This window comes from Blastopirellula sp. SH421 (assembly GCF_057808535.1).
Genome location: NZ_CM173712.1, coordinates 225911 through 242344, shown reverse-complemented (window position 1 = coordinate 242344; position 16434 = coordinate 225911). Strand labels below are relative to the sequence as shown.

16 protein-coding genes are annotated in these 16434 nt (G+C 55.3%); 10 read left to right on the top strand and 6 right to left on the bottom strand.

What is annotated here, in order from left to right; translation table 11 throughout:
- Positions 1–8: 8 nt before the first annotated feature.
- Together SH421x_RS00975 and SH421x_RS00970 are read right to left on the bottom strand one after the other, a co-directional pair.
- Positions 9–1040 (bottom strand): NAD-dependent epimerase/dehydratase family protein, encoded by a 1032-nt coding sequence (locus tag SH421x_RS00975; RefSeq protein ID WP_488853429.1) that lies wholly within the window; start codon positions 1038–1040, stop codon positions 9–11.
- A gap of 89 nt (positions 1041–1129) precedes the next feature.
- On the bottom strand, positions 1130–2038 hold the full coding sequence (locus SH421x_RS00970; RefSeq protein ID WP_488853428.1) for a hypothetical protein: 909 nt from the start codon (positions 2036–2038) through the stop codon (positions 1130–1132).
- Between the two features lie 155 nt (positions 2039–2193).
- On the opposite strand from SH421x_RS00970, the gene SH421x_RS00965 reads away from it, so the two are divergent.
- The 8 genes from SH421x_RS00965 (at position 2194) to SH421x_RS00930 (ending at position 10986) form a co-directional block, all read left to right on the top strand.
- Positions 2194–3951, top strand: a complete 1758-nt coding sequence (locus SH421x_RS00965; RefSeq protein ID WP_488853427.1) for a hypothetical protein — start codon at positions 2194–2196, stop codon at positions 3949–3951.
- 103 nt (positions 3952–4054) lie between these two features.
- On the top strand, positions 4055–5041 hold the full coding sequence (locus SH421x_RS00960) for an aldo/keto reductase (protein ID WP_488853426.1): 987 nt from the start codon (positions 4055–4057) through the stop codon (positions 5039–5041).
- Between the two features lie 263 nt (positions 5042–5304).
- Positions 5305–6261 carry a DUF1559 family PulG-like putative transporter gene (locus tag SH421x_RS00955; RefSeq protein ID WP_488853425.1) on the top strand — a complete coding sequence of 319 codons (957 nt, stop codon included), beginning with the start codon at positions 5305–5307 and terminating at the stop codon, positions 6259–6261.
- A 197-nt stretch (positions 6262–6458) separates the two neighbouring features.
- Complete coding sequence (locus tag SH421x_RS00950; RefSeq protein WP_488853424.1) at positions 6459–6740, top strand: hypothetical protein; 282 nt, start codon at positions 6459–6461, stop codon at positions 6738–6740.
- A 16-nt stretch (positions 6741–6756) separates the two neighbouring features.
- Positions 6757–8955 (top strand): G8 domain-containing protein, encoded by a 2199-nt coding sequence (locus tag SH421x_RS00945; protein ID WP_488853423.1) that lies wholly within the window; start codon positions 6757–6759, stop codon positions 8953–8955.
- Between the two features lie 74 nt (positions 8956–9029).
- Positions 9030–9893 (top strand): 3'-5' exonuclease, encoded by an 864-nt coding sequence (locus SH421x_RS00940; RefSeq protein WP_488853422.1) that lies wholly within the window; start codon positions 9030–9032, stop codon positions 9891–9893.
- A gap of 2 nt (positions 9894–9895) precedes the next feature.
- Entirely contained in the window at positions 9896–10432 is a 537-nt protein-coding gene (locus tag SH421x_RS00935) for a DUF1697 domain-containing protein (protein WP_488853421.1), read from the top strand.
- Between the two features lie 44 nt (positions 10433–10476).
- Positions 10477–10986, top strand: coding sequence for a hypothetical protein (locus tag SH421x_RS00930; protein WP_488853420.1), 510 nt, complete (start codon positions 10477–10479; stop codon positions 10984–10986).
- A gap of 3 nt (positions 10987–10989) precedes the next feature.
- On the opposite strand, the gene SH421x_RS00925 is transcribed toward SH421x_RS00930, so the two are convergent.
- The 3 genes from SH421x_RS00925 to SH421x_RS00915 form a co-directional block, all read right to left on the bottom strand.
- Positions 10990–11238, bottom strand: coding sequence for a hypothetical protein (locus tag SH421x_RS00925; RefSeq protein WP_488853419.1), 249 nt, complete (start codon positions 11236–11238; stop codon positions 10990–10992).
- Between the two features lie 132 nt (positions 11239–11370).
- Positions 11371–12408, bottom strand: a complete 1038-nt coding sequence (locus SH421x_RS00920) for a DUF1559 family PulG-like putative transporter (RefSeq protein ID WP_488853418.1) — start codon at positions 12406–12408, stop codon at positions 11371–11373.
- Complete coding sequence (locus SH421x_RS00915; protein WP_488853417.1) at positions 12398–13051, bottom strand: RNA polymerase sigma factor; 654 nt, start codon at positions 13049–13051, stop codon at positions 12398–12400. Before SH421x_RS00915 ends, SH421x_RS00920 begins: the two co-directional genes overlap by 11 nt.
- Before the next feature lie 249 nt (positions 13052–13300).
- Here SH421x_RS00915 and SH421x_RS00910 point away from each other — a divergent pair, with 249 nt between their 5' ends.
- Both SH421x_RS00910 and SH421x_RS00905 read left to right on the top strand, forming a co-directional pair.
- Positions 13301–15034 carry a permease gene (locus SH421x_RS00910; protein WP_488853416.1) on the top strand — a complete coding sequence of 578 codons (1734 nt, stop codon included), beginning with the start codon at positions 13301–13303 and terminating at the stop codon, positions 15032–15034.
- Positions 15031–15711: a class I SAM-dependent methyltransferase gene (locus SH421x_RS00905; protein ID WP_488853415.1), complete on the top strand. Its 681-nt coding sequence runs from the start codon at positions 15031–15033 to the stop codon at positions 15709–15711. Before SH421x_RS00910 ends, SH421x_RS00905 begins: the two co-directional genes overlap by 4 nt.
- Positions 15712–15750: 39 nt before the next feature.
- Here SH421x_RS00905 and SH421x_RS00900 read toward each other — a convergent pair whose 3' ends face one another.
- Complete coding sequence (locus SH421x_RS00900) at positions 15751–16209, bottom strand: transposase (RefSeq protein ID WP_488853414.1); 459 nt, start codon at positions 16207–16209, stop codon at positions 15751–15753.
- Positions 16210–16434 lie beyond the last annotated feature (225 nt).

Genomic DNA, 16434 nt, shown 5'->3' with positions numbered 1-16434 from the left:
GCGAAGAGTTAGATCTTCGACATGACGGTCGGCGCATTCATCCTTTCGGATGTCGTGGGAGGTTTCTTGGTATAGCCGTGCGCTTGAAACCACTGCCAGGCGTCGACCACCGATTCTCTCGCCGGTCGGCATTGATAACCGAGTTCGGTTTCGGCGCGACGACTTGAATAGTAGTGGTAGACCCCAGAGATCTTCAGCGCCGCCGAATTCACCGATCCTTCGACGCCGGTGACTTTGGCCCAGATATCTCCGACCAAACCGGCGCCAACCGCAATCAGCGGTCCCATCCGGCAAATTGGCTTGGGGATTCTCGCGACTTCGGAGAACAGCTTCCACAGTTCCAAGTAGGTCAAGTTCTCGCCGCCCAAAATGTAATTGGCGCCGCGACGTCCCTTTTGACTGGCCAGTAAGATTCCGTCAGCAACGTCACGCACGTCGCTGACCGTACTGCCGCCGCGCGGCGCCATCGGGGGCTTGCCCTGGGCTACTTCTAACAGCATCCGCCCGCTTGATGGCTTCCAATCCCAAGGCCCTAGCATAAAGCCGGGATTGACGATCGTCGCGTCGAGCCCCAGTTCCACTTGCTTGCGAACTTCAACTTCTCCGGCGATCTTCGTCACGACATAGGGAATAGGAGGATTGAACACCGGCGTTGATTCTTCATCGGCAAGTTTATTTCGCAGCCCGGCGCCCAACGTGTCGGCTGTCGAAACGTGCACCAGTTTGGCGCCCACCTCGCGCGCGGCGACCGCGATGTTTCGCGATCCCCCCACGTTGATCGCTTCGGCCAGGTGCTTGCCGGTCCAGCCGATATGAACATGCCCGGCGCAGTGGATGACCAAGTCGATATCGCGGACGGCGGCTCGCAAACTTTCGAGATCGCAAATATCGCCGGCGACAATCTCTACCCCAAGATCTTCAATCGGCGCCGTCTCCCGACCCGGACGAACAACGACGCGAACCTTCCGCCCTGCTCCCAACAAGCGGCGCACCACATTATTGCCAACTAATCCGGTCGAACCGGTTACGAGAACGGACAAGGGAATATCTCCATCAAAGTCAATCGAGCCAACGAACAGTAAAACTCCGCAACTCGCTGCTAGATAATAATTGCCGCGTCCCCAAAAGGCTACCTTTTCTCCGCCTGTTGCGCGATTGCGCCAGTCGTGACAGGCGGCGAAATCGCCGCGGCCGCGGCTCCAATCTGGGCGGCTGCCAGAGGATCAGCGCCGGCGATCCCTGCCGCTGCAATCGTCGCTACGATTGCGTACGGATCATAATCAACCGCCAACCGCGCCGGCACCAACTGCGCCGCTTGGTCCACCACAGCGACGATCAGTCCTGCCGGGGTGCGCAAAAAGTAACTCTCTCGATGTTCGGCGGCCGCCGCAGCGATTTTTTCTAAATCCTGCTCGGCAAACGCAGCCGAAGTATCTTCTGGCTCGAGGTAGCGCCAACAACCGGCAAACTCTCCCAGCGCAGCATTACTCCAGACGATCACTCGTTTGCGTGACTCTTGCTGGGCGATATGTCGCGTCACGCGGCGGATCTCGTCATCGATGATGCTCGCTTCGCCGGGTAACCCTCGATCCACGATCACCAGACCATCATGCTGTCGACACGCCGCTCGCAGTTGCATTTGTAACGGCAACGAGAGAGCCTCATCGAGCACTCCAACATGCCGCAGACGACGCTGATGCAGAACGGCACCTTCGGTGACTTGATAATCGACAGGCGTCGACCAGCGGCAATCGCTCTGCAGATAGTCGGTCGAAAAGGTCAGCTCGTCAAAGCGTCCCTTTAGCTCATACCAAACGCCGTCATCACCCACCACGGTCACGGCGGCGCGAATTTGAACCGTCAGCTCTCGCAGCGCCGCCAACACCAGGCCGATCCCACCGACCGTCTCCCCGCTTTTGGTGATCAGCCCTTGCTCAGACACGTCCAGCGTCTGGCACAGTGTCAAATCGCCTGCAACGGCGATACGGAGCCGCCAAAATTGGCTAAGTATTTCTCGGCCTGCCACGATGTCGCTCAACGCTGAATCTCTTAAAAATAGGGAAGATGTCACGATATTGCCGCTTTGCCGCCAGTCGCAGGGCTCAATGCCCCCAATAACTTCTCTTGTGACCGGCAGCAGCGTGTGAGAAACTGAGGGCTCCTGCCTTCACTCCTTCCGGAAGTATATGCCGAATGTCTGGCCTTGCCATGATTTCGTTGCTGATCGTCTCCGCTGTTATCGGCGCCGAACCGCTCGATCTTCAGCGAGCCGACCTTCGCCAGCCGATGCGTCTAGCCCTCTCGCAGTCGCAAGATCGACTCCTGACAGCCAACCAAAAGAGCGGCAGCGTCTCGCTGATCGACCTGACCACCGATCAGCCCATCGGCGAATTCCGCGTTGGGCAAAGCGTTACCTCACTAACCGCTTTGCCGGGCGATCACTATTTGCTAACCGATCCCATCGCTCATGAAGTGATCGAGATCGCCTTGGTCGATGACCTGATCTCGGTGGTCGAGCGCGTCTCGGTCGCCCCTTATCCGCAGCGCATTGCCGCAATGACCGAAGTGGGAGTAACGGAAGGGAGTGAAATTAAGGGCGCTGTGATCTATGTCAGTTCGCTCTGGTCCAAGCAAATCACCCGGCTCGAGAAACAACAGTCCCACTGGCGCGAGACCAAGCGGATCACGCTTCCGTTTGCGCCACGAGAGTTGCTGCTATTGCCGCAGCACGATTTGCTGATCGTCGCAGATGCTTTCGGCGGTAATCTGGCCGCGATCCAAACAGCCGATCTCAACGTCCAAGCAATCAATCAATTTCCGGCTCATAACATTCAGCGATTGCATCTGGCCGACGATGGATCGAGCGTGGCGCTTGCCCATCAAATGCTAAGCGAGTTGGCTTACACCAACGATAATGACATCCATTGGGGCATGGTGATTTCCAACGATATTCGTTGGCTAAAGGTCGACGCCCTATCGAGACAAGACTCGAACCTCTACCAAGGAAACCGAATGTTCTCGATCGGTGAGCCTGGGGTAGGCAGCGGGGATCCAACCGGCGTCGCAATCGCATCCAATGGCGACTACGCCGTCTCGATGGGCGCAACCAATCAAATTGCCATCGGCAAGGATCAAGCCTACGGCCTGTGGCGCGTGAAAGTTGGCCAGCGACCAACCGACGTTCTCTTCTCGCAGAACCAACAACTGATTTATGTCGCAGACTCGCTTGACGACACAATCTCGATTGTCAACGTCAAACAGCGTAAGCGGATCGGTGTGATTGAGTTGGGCCCCGTGCGTGAGCGAACATCGGCCGAAAAAGGCGAGCGGCTCTTCTATCACGGGCTCTCGCTGGAGGGTTGGATGTCTTGTCATAGCTGCCACACCGACGGCCACACCATCGGCTTGGCCAATGACAACCTCAGCGACAATTCGTACGGAGCCCCGAAAAGAATCCTCTCGCTGCTCAGCTCGCATGATACGGCCCCCTATGGCTGGCTTGGCAAAAGCGACACCTTACAAGCTCAGATTCATAAGTCGGTCACGCTGACCATGCGCGGCGAAGATATCAGCGCAGAAGAAGCGGATCACCTTGCCGCGTTTCTCGCCACGCTCACGCTTCCGCAGCCGATCGATCAGTTACAACAAACGCGGGACAAAGCTCAAGTCGCCGCTGGCCAAGCCCTATTCACAGAACTCAATTGCATTCAATGTCATGCACCACCCAGCTACACGACGCCTGACGTGTATGACGTGGGACTGCATGACAAAAAGGGAAACGAAAGGTTCAATCCCCCTTCCCTCCGCGGCGTCGGCCATCGCGGGCCCTACTTTCATGATCGTAGCTGCGAGAGCTTAGAAGCATTGATCACTCAGCAAAAACATCAACAACCTCGCGAGCTGAGCACCGCAGAACAAACCGCTCTGCTTGCTTTTCTCCGTAGCTTGTAATGGGTTGGTCAGGCCTTGCGCTGACGGCTTCGTAACTTTCTCCCGGTCGTCGCATCTAACGGTTACGCCTAGACTGCATTGCGATTACGTTTGGAGCCACCCAATGAACTACATCAATCTCGGCAATACCGGTCTGCAGGTTTCCCCGCTCTGTTTGGGTTGCATGACCTACGGGATTCCCGACCAAGGCGCCCATCCCTGGTCGCTTGACGAGCAACAAAGTCGCCCTTTTCTGCAAGCCGCTTGGGATGCCGGCATCAACTTTTTTGATACGGCCAATTCTTATTCGGCCGGAACCAGTGAAGAGATCATTGGCCAAGCGCTCAAGGATTTTGCACCTCGCGACGAGGTGGTGATCGCCACCAAGGTTTTCTTTGCTTGGAAAAAACGTCCCAACGCCGGGGGCCTCTCTCGCAAAGCGATCTTCACCGCGGTAGACGATAGTTTGCGGCGGTTAGGGACTGACTATATCGATCTCTATCAGATCCATCGCTGGGACTACCACACGCCGATCGAAGAGACGCTCGAAGCGTTGCATGACGTGGTGAAGTCGGGCAAGGTTCGTTATCTCGGTGCATCGTCGATGTTCGCTTGGCAATTCGCCAAGTCGCTTTATATGGCCGACGCCGGCGGCTGGACGCGCTTTACTACGATGCAGCCGCAGTACAGCTTGCTTTATCGCGAAGAAGAACGCGAGATGTTGCCGCTGTGCGCAGAAGAAGGAATCGGCGTGATCCCCTGGAGCCCACTTGCGCGCGGCAAGTTGGCTCGCCCTTGGAGCGACCAACAAGCGACCACACGGTCGAATAATGACGAATATGGCAATAAGTTGTTCGGCAAAACCGCCGACATCGATCAACCAATCATCGATACGGTCGAAACGATCGCCGCCAGCCGCGAAGTTTCGATGGCGCAAATCGCGCTGGCCTGGGTGCTAAGCAACCCCGTCGTCACCGCGCCAATTATTGGCGCATCAAAGCCGCATCATCTCGAAGACGCACTGGCCGCGCTCGAAATTGAGCTCACCGACGAAGAGATTGAGACGCTAGAAAGCTGTTATACGCCGCGAGAAGTGATGCCGATGCGGTGAGAAACTTTGCACCGCATGCAGCTTACATGGCGCTCGCCTGTCGATTTCGCCAACATGCGTGTCGCTTCAATCAACATGCCTACGGCTGTAAACAATCCTCAGCGGCGCATGACGTCCCTCTAACGGCCCCATGCCGGCCGTTTTTCATCTATTTTAAGACATTGGCCCTTTCGGGAATTTCATTTGCTATTCAGACTGAGTTCTTTTGTGAGGATCTGCCGGCGTCTTCCGGCGCCAGAAACTACTAGAAATCGGTGGAGGCAATGAAACGAGTCAGACTAGATCGCGACCTACGTCATGGATTTACGTTGGTCGAATTGTTGGTGGTAATCGCGATCATCGGCGTCTTGATTGCGCTGCTATTGCCGGCAGTTCAACAGGCTCGCGAGGCGGCGCGCCGAATGTCATGTACGAACCATCTCAAACAAATCGGCTTGGCGATTCATAATTACCACGACACACATCGTGGCTTGCCGCCGGCGCGTTCCGTCTTTACTACCGCTGGAGGCGTTTCAGCGATGAATGGACAAATCCCTTTGCTCTTGCCGTTTGTAGAACAGTCCAACGTGGAAGATCTTTACGACTACGACGTCGGTTGGGATCATTCGAGCAATCAGGCCGCCATCAATACGACACTCGATTTTCTTCAGTGTCCTTCTTCGCCCAATAGCGGTGCGAAAGTGAATATGTCCGATGTGAGCTCGACGACGCAATCGCCAGGCGGAACAGCAGCGATCACTTGCTACTTGCCGGTGCGTAATGTTCGCGATTCAGCAAACGCATCGCTGGAGGGCGCCTTTACTGAGATCAGAAACGGCAGTCCCAATGGAGTCGCCGGCGGCGGCACGTTATGCACCGCGTTGAAGTCCTATTTGGATGGACTGTCAAATACGTTTTGGTATGTCGAGATCGGGGGGCGACCTGACTACTATGTAAAAGGAAAAACCGTAACTCCACCAACAGCAGGCGTTTATATCTTTTCAGCCTGGGGCGGGAATACCGCGATGGCCCTTAATTCGTATTCCGTCGACGGCCTTACGCGCCCTGGCCCATGCATGATGAACTGTAGCAATGAGTTTCAACCCTATAGCTTCCACTCCGGTGGTTGCCAATTTGGCTTTGCTGATGGATCGGTTCGTTTTATTGCAGAAACAATTGACGGAGATACATTCCGCTCACTCGGCTCTCCCAACGGAAGTGAGGTAGCGTCTGCACCATGAGTTTTTTAAACCTACCCTCCGATCCAAAAAAATTCGGTTCGCTCATGACCATATCCGGGTTCTTGATACTGTTGGTCGGTTGTCAGCAAACTACCGCGGATCGAATATTAACACACCCCGTCACGGGTCGCGTTCTCCTTGGAGAAAAGCCGGCCGCTGGCGTACAAGTGTTGCTGCATCCAAGCGAAAGTTCTGCCGTGAAGTCCGCCGCGATTTATCCTAACGGAACGACAGACTCCTCAGGCGTGTTTCATTTGACAACCTATGTCGCAGGCGATGGAGCGCCAAATGGCACATGGGACGTCACGCTAAACTGGCCTGACGATCGATTGCCGGAAGCGACCAAAACCCAGTTGCTTACCAATGGCGACTCGCTCCCGGATCGCCTAAAAGGAAAGTATGCGAATCCTGGAAATTCAAAATGGCAAGTGACGATTGAGGATGAAACGAGTGAACTTGAACCCTTCCATTTGAAGTAACCGAAAGATGCGTCTTATGCGCGGACTCTTGTACATCGCTTCTATTTTCAGCGCCGTCACTTGCATCCTATTGGCTGCTCAAGCAGCAAACGCAGCCCAGCCACCGATCATTACATCGGTTGGAAACGGACTATGGTCCCTAGCGGCGACCTGGGACGCCAACCGAATTCCGCGCCAGGGTGACATCGTGCTAATCCACTCAGGACACGATGTCACTTATGACGTCGAATCGCCTGAAGTGATTCGTTCGGTCCATGTCTCAGGACGACTTACATTTGCGACAGAACTCGATACGCGATTGGAAGTAGGTCTGCTGCGCGTACAAGCGGGAGACGATGTCGTCGAAGATGGGTTTGACTGCGATTTGGAGCATGTTGAAACGCATTCGATGGGTCCTCGTGCCGAATTATTGATCGGCACACCGAATAAGCCAATTTCTGCGGAAAATCGCTGCATCATTCGATTGCACGCGATCCAGGGGACCGATCTGAAATCATGGCCGGCGATCGTCTGCTGCGGCGGGAGAATGGAAATCCATGGAGCTCCGCTTAGTCGGACCTGGGTAAAACTTACGCGAACCGCTGATGCTGGCGCAACGCGATTATTTCTTGCCGAGGAAGTACAAGGCTGGAACGCCGGCGATCAATTGCTAATCACTGGAACGTTTCGGCAAGAGCCGATCGCCGGCACCCAGACCGAACATGTTAGCGATCAACCTGCTTCTGAAATTCGACGCTTGGGGGGTCTGCTGCAACAACGCGGCGGCAATAGCATGGCGGCCGGATCGCTACAAACATTGACGCTGGACGAACCTCTGAAATTATCGCATCGTGGCGGAGAATACAGTGCCGAAGTGGCCAATCTTTCGCGAAATGTAATTATCGAGTCCGCCGATCCATCTGGCGCTCGCGGGCACACGATGTATCACCATGGCTCTTTGGGATCGATTGGATATGCCGAATTTCGACATCTAGGTAAAGAAGGCGTTCTGGGCCGTTATCCAATCCACTTTCACTTGGCGGCGGATTCAATGCGCGGGAGCTCGGTCATCGGCGCTTCCATCTGGGACAGCGGTAATCGCTGGATCACTGTCCATGGGACGCAGTACTTGGTTATCCGCGACAACGTCGGCTATCAAAGCATTGGCCATGGCTACTTTCTGGAAGATGGCAGCGAAACTTACAACATCTTTGATCATAATCTGGCGGTGCAGGCGCTTGTCGGAAAACCGCTGCCCGAGCAAGTCTTGCCCTTTGATTTAAATGATGGCGCCGGATTTTGGTGGGCCAACAGCCTTAATGCGTTTACACGGAATGTCGCTGTAGAATGCGACCAACATGGCTTTCGTTTTGAAGCAGAAAAAACCAAGGATTTTGATCCGCGCCTTGCCGTAATGCAACCGGACGGCACGATGAAATCGGTCGATGTCCGGACATTGCCGTTCATTTGTTTTGACGATAACGAAGTCCACTGTCATCGCAGGTTTGGCTTCAACCTGGGAGGTATTCGCGGTTTGACTTATCAGCAGTTCGGCGACGATCGAACCAGCGCCGACTTCGCTAGTTCGATCGGCGGAACGACCCAAGGAGTCGGGCCTGACGCTGCCCATCCATTTGTCATTCGCAACTTTCGAGCCTGGGACACTCACTGGGCGTTTCATACCTTTTGTCCTGTCGTAAAAATTGACGGACTCGATGTTTTCGATTGCAATTACGGCATTTGGCGCTCCATCATTGACCTGCATCAGTACGACAATATCTCCTTCAAGCAAATGCATGCCCATTCGATCTTCTTTCCGATGGGTGGCCATGGCCCGGCGATTGAAATGGGGGATACGCAGCCGAGCTTTCCTAACTATCGCGAAAAAGACGACCTACCACCTGTTACTGTGATCACGAATATTCGAGAACAATCCAACGGCGGATGGATCGTGCAAGGAGTAGCGATCGACAACAATCTGGTCACGAGAGTAGACGTTTCCGGTACATCAGCACGTTCACTCCGCGATGATTTCGCTCAGTGGGAAGTCGAGCTGCCGGCCGATTCTGTAGCCCCAATCGTCGCCTACGCCGTTGACAATGCCGGCAATGTAGAACCTGTCTCTCATCACTGGAACAATGAGTTATCGATGAAATCAGAGCCCCATATTGGTCATGGTGCTCATGAACATTCTCGCGACGAAGCTTCCACCAGGCCAAGAATGCACTCTCACTAGCCCCGGACAAGTCGTCTTCAGCATGCGAATCTGGTAATCTGCACATCGGATACTTTGCAGGAAGGACTCGCACGATGAACGCCAAACCGATTCGCTATTTCGTTTTCGATATCGAGAGCGTCGCCGATGGGGCGCTAGTCTCGAAGATCAAGTATCCCGGCGAAGGACTTTCGGCTGCCGAAGCGATCGCTCGGTTTCGCGGCGAGCTGATGGCCGAGAAGGGTTCGGACTTCATCCCGTACACTTTCCAGATGCCGGTGTCGGTCGCGATCGCCAAGGTCGACGCCGAGTTCAACCTGGTTGACCAGGTCCTGCTCGACGAGCCCCATTATCGCCCACCGGTCATTGCCGAGAATTTTTGGCGCGGCTGGAAAGCATATCGCAAACCGACCTTCGTCACCTTCAACGGTCGCTCGTTCGATGTCCCGCTGCTAGAGCTGGCCGCGTTCCGCTTTGGGATTAGCGTGCCAGAGTGGTTTCAGATGCACGGGAAAAGCTTTGAGTTGCCGCGGAATCGCTATAACGTCGACGCACATTTCGACCTGCATGACGTGCTAACCAATTATGGCGCCACCCGCTTTACCGGCGGCTTGAATCTGGCGGCCAACTTGCTCGGTAAGCCCGGCAAGATGGGAATCGAAGGAAACATGGTCCAAGATCTCTACGACGAAGGCCGCCTGACCGAGATCAACGACTACTGCCGCTGCGACGTGCTAGACACCTATTTTGTGTTCCTGCGAACGGCGGTCTTACTGGGGATGATCACCCTAGAACGCGAACAAGGGTTGATCGAGCAAACAAAATCTTGGCTTGAACAACGAGCCGGCGAAATCGCGGTCTTCCAAGAGTATCTGGCTGGTTGGGGACGTTGGGAGAATCCATGGGAAGAACATCCGTCAGAGCAAGCCGCTGAAGCGACTGGCGAAGCGGAAGCGTAATCATGCCCAGCTACCTGGCCTTCTTTCGCGGAATCAACGTCGGCGGCAAGCACAAGCTGCCGATGAAAGAGTTAGTCGCCATTCTCGAATCGCTCGACTGCTCCCAGGTCATAACCTACATCCAAAGCGGAAACGCAGCGTTCAAAGCGAAGCAGCGGAGTCGCGTTAAACTGGCGACCGAGATCACCGCCGCGATTGAAGCCGCCAAAGGATTCGCCCCGCTGGTCGTTTTGCTAGAGCAACATCAGTTGGAAGCGATCGTCGCCGCGAATCCATTTCCTGCTGCAGAAGACGATCACAAGTCGCTTCACTTCTTCATTCTTACTGCGCCGGCGAAGAAGCCCGATCTTGCGGCGCTCGAAGCGCTGAAAGCGCCGGACGAATCATTTCTGCTCGCCGGAGAGGTTTTCTATCTGCATGCACCCAGCGGAATTGGTCGCTCGAAATTGGCGGCGAAGGTGGATCGCTATCTGGGCGTGGCCACGACCGCACGAAACTGGAGGACGGTTAGCAAGATGCTGGAATTGGCGGGAGAGTAGATTAGATAAAGCAATCTCACTAAGCTCTAACAAGATCAATGACGATGGCGATGGCGACCATATTCAGGCGTTTATGCCAATTCCTGCTGTGCGTCACGTGTGCTCTTGCCGCGCTCGCGTTTCTCTTTTTCTTTATGGCGCGGCAGTGGGCGTCAGTCGATCAATCCGGTCCGCTGGTCGAGCCAGCGACCTGGCCGGTGCCGATCCAAGAGCTGTCTGCGGCGATGGAGCGTGAAGGGCTAGATGTCTCGAAGTGGGAAGTCTATCGCATCGAAGTGCACCCCGACGAAACGGCGATCGTGCGGATGCCTGACTCCGCCGAGACGCTCGAGTTATTGACCCGTCGCTTGGATCTTATGCCGCTAGAATCGCTACGAAATGACGTTCGCGACGATTTGGCTCGGCTGCCGGACGATTGGTGGACCGACAAAGATCGCGAAGTCCCGCTATGGGGCAGCCTGCGCTATCGAATCGGCGAGGAAGCCGATCAATACATCGTGGTTCGAGATGAGGTAAGCAAGCAGATCATTGTCTACTACTACTTCAACTTCTAGCGATTACCCGACCGAAACTTGTTGAGCAGCCAAGCGAGCTCGACGCAGGCCGTTTCTCCAGCCGTAGAGCGCACCCAAGCTTCCGCCCACACCCAAGCCGATCGCCTGGCAGAGCAGATTTTCATGCAGATAAACGCCGACTGCTGCGCCGGCCAAAATGCCGAGCCCAGCGCCGATAAAGAAACCAAGTTGCAATGAATCTTGGATCAACGTACGCGTATATATCGTGGTCGAATCGCCGGTGCGGCGCATAATAATCAGTCGAAAAATCGAAGGTGTTCCGGGGGAGAAAAGCGGCTTCGCTGGGCGAAGCTCCCCTAATCTATCGAGAATCTACGTTTATGTAACGCTCTATCCCGCTATTTTTCACAAATCGTTGAGAAGTTAGTGGCTGGAAAGCGCCTTGGTGAAGCCGCTGCCTAGGACAGGATCGTTCTCGTTGATACCGGCTTCGACCTTACCCAGGTCGTTAAAGTAGTAGGGCCGGGCCATCTCGGGCAACTCCTCTAACTGTTTGAAATCGACGTGCCCGTCATCGTAAAGAACATTGACCCCGGTTACACCATGCCCATTGGGGGCCAATTCCCCCTTGTCAACAACTCGCACAATATCCGACGCGACAGGATAGTCGGCGCGCCCCTGCATTTGCGGCGGGCTGACCTGGCCGTTTTGCTGCGATCCAAGGTTGTAGTTGTAGACCAGTTCAAAATTCTTATGGAGTCCCGGAATTTTGGCAGGCGCGGCCTGGGCGACTTCGTGCAGCGTGGGCAAATGGAACTTACAGTCCTGAGGGCGGTTAGCCGCACAGCTTAAATACTCGGGCGACTTCAAAAAGCCTTGCTCGACCAGCGGCAGACCAAAGGATCCCGCAAAGTCAGCGGGGCCATCGGTTTCGATCGCGGGATAGGCATGCTGTTTGTTTTGATAGGCGAACTCGTGCAGGGCCATGCCAACTTGGTGCAAATTGTTTTCGCACTGCAAGCGAGCAGCCAACATTCGGCTGCTGGCCAAAGCGGGGAAGAAGATCACAGCGGCAGCCAAACAAGCGCCAGCCGCGACCAACATGTCGGCCATAGTGAACCGAGAAGAATCAGAGGCCAAGGCGCTGAATGCGCGGCTCCCTTTGGCGATGGGACGATCTTCGAGCGGCAAGTCATGGGTATCGTGGTCTGGCGCGCCAGCCAGCGCAGCGGCTGATGCGGCCCGAACCACAGGAGCATCAAGAAACGCACAAGCCCGCGCGGCTAATCCGGCGGGCGGAGCAACATCGACCCAGCTGTTTTCGAGCAGGTCAAGGTGCGATTGAAGACTTTGCAGCTCTTGTTGGGTTTCTGGTGAGCGCTCGGCCAGAAGTTCGACGTCGCGCGTTTCGTCCTCTTCGAGGGCGTTTAGCAGATAACCTAATAGATTGTCACGCATCATAGTCGTCGTTGGCGTAAGTGCGGTTCCAAGCTTCGGTCAGCTTCAGAACGGCGGAGTGCAGTCGGCTTTTAACAGTTCCGACCGGAATGCCCAGGATGTCGGCCGCTTCGCGGTATTTCAGACCTTGGTAATAAACCAAGATCACGACTTCCTGCAACGTTTCCGGCAGTTGCTTGACTGCCTCTTGCATGTACGTCTGGCGCTCGGCATCGTCAATCTGCGTGGCAGGAGCCGGTTCACCGCTGACCAACAAGTCGATCAGACCTCCGATTTCGTCAGAGTCTTCTCGACCGGTTCGGTTCAGGCTGACCATGCGATGCCGTTTTGAACGACGTTGGGCGTCGATCGCTTGGTTGGTAGCGATCGTGTAGAGCCAAGGACGGAATCTTCGTCCTTCCTCAAAAGATTCGCATTTCAGGTGCACTTGTAAAAAAGTGGCCTGAAAAGCGTCTTCCGCCATTTCTGCGTCATTCAGATAGCGTCGCAGGTAGTTGAACAACTCCCGCTCGTAGCGATTGACGAGGCTTTCAAATAGCTCACGATCTCCCGTTTCCCGGTATCCGAGAATTAACTCTTCGTCGGACATCGGTTCGAGATAGGTAAACTCCGAAGCGCTCTGCGTCATTTCAAGTGTGGCTGTCATGATTACTTACGCGGCAAGTGGGCGACGGTTCGACATCCATTCCAAAAAGGCCCAGATTTCTCCCGGGCTGCCGGGAGTCCTCTTGGATCGTCGCTCGCTTGTCGTCGGATCAGTTTGCCGACCATCCTACCATGAATGATCGCAACAAACGCTCTGGGGGGAGCAAAATCCGCCGATTTGACAGCGTGCAACTAGCCTCCTAAACTCACGATCGAACTAATTGCAAACACCGTGCCAGGACAGCCAGAAATGACCAAGAAGCATCCTCAATGGGCGGCTGCTGGCGACGTTAACGCCTTCTTTGGCTTGATGTTAGATAACATCGCCGATCTGCTTTTAACGATTGGTCTGCTAGCAACGGTTTTTGACTTTCCTACAAACTTCGCGATCTCGCACATGGCTCCGGGAACCGCGATTGGAGTGTTTGTAGGCGACCTGGCCTTCTTCTTTATGGCCCTGGCCCTAGCTCGCCGAACAGGACGTAACGACGTTACTGCTATGCCGTTAGGGCTTGATACCCCCAGCACGTTTGGCATGGTCTTCTTTGTTTTGGGGCCGGCCTTTAACCACGCTCAGTACAATTTACAACTCAGTGAAACAGAGGCCGCTGTTTATACGTGGCACATCGGGATTTGCTCGATTGTCATCAGCGGCTTGTTTAAAGTTGTGTGCGCCTTCGGGTCAGGCTGGATACGCAGGTTCCTCCCGCGGGCAGGTTTGCTCGGCTCGCTAGCGGCAGTAGCTCTGGTGCTGATCAGCTTTCTGCCGTTTGTCGAAGCGATGCATTACCCGGTCGTCGGCATGACCGCATTTGCGATCATCTTGACCACGCTGGTTGCCCGGATTGGGTTGCCCAAGCAGATCCCTGGCGCGTTTGCAGCACTGCTGATCGCTGGGTCCATCTATTACCTGATGTCGGCTATGGGAATCTTGGGAGCGTCGCAAGAGGAGCTGCCGTTTAACCCTCGAGAAGGACTGTTGCCTACCGATTGGCTGGCGGTCTTCCGGTTTGGTTGGATCGACCAGTTGGGAGATGCGCTCCATTACTTGCCGGTGGTGATTCCGTTTGCACTGGGAACGGTCATCGGCGGCATTGATTGCGTGGAAAGCGCCGCCGCGGTGGGTGACGAATACGACACCAACCGGATCATCCTGGTCGAAGCGATCGCTACCTTGATCGCGGGACTCTGCGGCGGCGTGATTCAAACCACGCCGTACATCGGTCACCCCGCCTACAAAGCAATGGGAGGACGGTCGGCATATGTATTAGCGACAGCGATCTTTGTCGGCGGCGCCGGCACGCTGGGCTACTTTGGCTATCTCTATTGGCTTGTCCCTAAGTCGACGGTCTTTCCGATCTTGGTCTTCATCGGGCTAGAGATCACCGCGCAAAGCTTTCTTGCGACTTCCAAAAGGCATTATGCCGCGGTATCGCTGGCCTGCATTCCGGCGCTCGCGGCTTTAGTGCTGGTCTTTGTTGACGATGCTCAGGGACAATACATGGAGCGATCGGCGCAGTTGATGTCGGCTATTGATCAGTTGCCGCCCGACACGGCGGGACTCGACAAAGTGAAAACTACAGCCGAAACCATGCAGTCGTTCTCGCAGGGGAACTTCTTTGGTCCCCTAGGAGTTAAACTGCAAACGCTGCGGATGCTATCGGGCGGGTTCATTCTCACAAGCTTGATGTGGGCGTCGGCGCTGGCGATGATTATTGACCGCCGCTTGCTGACGGCGGCCGGCTTCTTTGGGATGTGTGGCCTGTTTGCGCTGTTCGGCGTGATCCATTCCCCGTTGCCTGGCAGTCCAGTAGTATGGCCTTGGGCGGTCGAACAATTTCCGGCGACCGCAGCAGGCCAAACGCCGGTCTATCTGCTGGCCGCCTATTTATCGGCGGCGGCGGTGCTGGTCGCGATCCACTATTGCCGCCCGGCAGAATCGCCTGATTCAGAATCAACCGACGATTGGAAGGAGACGACATGATCATTCGCATCTTAGAAGAAGAGGTGATGGACGATCCGCAAGCAGCGGCCGCCTATGACGCGATGGATCACTCGGCGGTCAACGCCCAGTTTGTCGCAGACCTAGATGATGCATTCTCGCTCGATCCCGCGACCAACTATGACACGTTTCTTGATGTGCTGGATGTCGGCACCGGCACCGCATTGATTCCAATCGCGCTTTGCAAAAAATTGCCGATGGCGCGCGTCATGGCGATCGATATGTCGACCGCAATGCTCAATCTTGCCAAGGCGAACGTCGACATGGACGGCATGCTCGAGCGGATTCAACTGGCGCAGGTCGACGCCGCAGACACCGGCTATGAAAGCGAAATGTTTGACTTGGTAATCTCCAACAGCATTGTGCATCACCTAGAAGATCCGCTGCCAACGCTGCAAGAGATTGTTCGTGTAACGCGTGCAGGCGGGATGATCTTCGTCCGCGATTTGCTACGCCCCAACACTGAAGAGAAACTAACGCGGCTGGTCACAACCTACGGCGGATCGAACGAGATTGAGCGCCGACTCTTTGGCGATTCACTGCGTGCGGCGCTGACAATTGACGAGATCCGCGAGCTCGCTACTCCGCTAGGCTTCGCCCCCGAAACAATTCAAACCACCAGCGATCGACACTGGACCTGGACAGCGCGCAAATCGTAGGGCATCCCGTGTCTGCCGCCCTGCCAAACGACGTTTTCATTACATCCGTGACAATATCACACGGATATAAAAGATCGCCGCATCCAGGCCATTCGGATTCGTCAACGCGCGGGCGTTGCCGCCTACTTCCCACCAAGCTTCGCGTTGCGGTCCAGTAAGATTCAACTGCTGCGAAGAAGCCGCTTGCAACTGTTGCAAGATCTCCTCAGGCTCGGCCACGGCGTTGATCAGCGCATGCGCGTGATTGGACCGGCAAGTCGCGGCGACCAGATTCCAACCTTGGCTTTCGCAGCAGTCGCGAATCGCATCTTCGACCACTTCTCGCTGCGCGACCGAAAACGAAACAGGTCGCCCCGCTCTCCCATTACGCTTTGCAGCAGTGGCTGTTCCCCCACTAGGCGCCGCTTTCCCTTGCATTCTCGTTCCTTGCGATGTCCAAGTCAGCAAGTAGGCCAACGTGGGCGGCGATGTCGTGGAAATAATTGGATCCGTCGTCATGCGATGAACTGCAAAAAGGGCCAAGCCGGGGGAGAGCTGTTGCTTCCACTATAATTGGCCGCCGCAAGGAAGGAACCGGTTCAACAAAACACAAGCGTCGTGTCGATACTTCGTTCAAGTGGAACCGGAGGCGACCGCTCGGCGTTCAGCGCGATCGCTGAATGCCCAGCATTAGGCGAACGATAGCGACAGCGTTTACTCGGCTTTCCACTCCTATCTTTTTAA

Excerpts from the sequence above, each read along its gene's own strand:
- SH421x_RS00965 (WP_488853427.1), top strand. The coding sequence starts at position 2,194 with ATGTCTGGCCTTGCCATGATTTCGTTGCTGATCGTCTCCGCTGTTATC.
- SH421x_RS00960 (WP_488853426.1), top strand. The coding sequence starts at position 4,055 with ATGAACTACATCAATCTCGGCAATACCGGTCTGCAGGTTTCCCCGCTC.
- SH421x_RS00955 (WP_488853425.1), top strand. The coding sequence starts at position 5,305 with ATGAAACGAGTCAGACTAGATCGCGACCTACGTCATGGATTTACGTTG.
- SH421x_RS00945 (WP_488853423.1), top strand. The coding sequence starts at position 6,757 with ATGCGCGGACTCTTGTACATCGCTTCTATTTTCAGCGCCGTCACTTGC.
- SH421x_RS00940 (WP_488853422.1), top strand. The coding sequence starts at position 9,030 with ATGAACGCCAAACCGATTCGCTATTTCGTTTTCGATATCGAGAGCGTC.
- SH421x_RS00935 (WP_488853421.1), top strand. The coding sequence starts at position 9,896 with ATGCCCAGCTACCTGGCCTTCTTTCGCGGAATCAACGTCGGCGGCAAG.
- SH421x_RS00930 (WP_488853420.1), top strand. The coding sequence starts at position 10,477 with ATGGCGATGGCGACCATATTCAGGCGTTTATGCCAATTCCTGCTGTGC.
- SH421x_RS00925 (WP_488853419.1), bottom strand. The coding sequence starts at position 11,238 with ATGCGCCGCACCGGCGATTCGACCACGATATATACGCGTACGTTGATC.
- SH421x_RS00920 (WP_488853418.1), bottom strand. The coding sequence starts at position 12,408 with ATGATGCGTGACAATCTATTAGGTTATCTGCTAAACGCCCTCGAAGAG.
- SH421x_RS00915 (WP_488853417.1), bottom strand. The coding sequence starts at position 13,051 with ATGACAGCCACACTTGAAATGACGCAGAGCGCTTCGGAGTTTACCTAT.
- SH421x_RS00910 (WP_488853416.1), top strand. The coding sequence starts at position 13,301 with ATGACCAAGAAGCATCCTCAATGGGCGGCTGCTGGCGACGTTAACGCC.
- SH421x_RS00905 (WP_488853415.1), top strand. The coding sequence starts at position 15,031 with ATGATCATTCGCATCTTAGAAGAAGAGGTGATGGACGATCCGCAAGCA.
- SH421x_RS00900 (WP_488853414.1), bottom strand. The coding sequence starts at position 16,209 with ATGACGACGGATCCAATTATTTCCACGACATCGCCGCCCACGTTGGCC.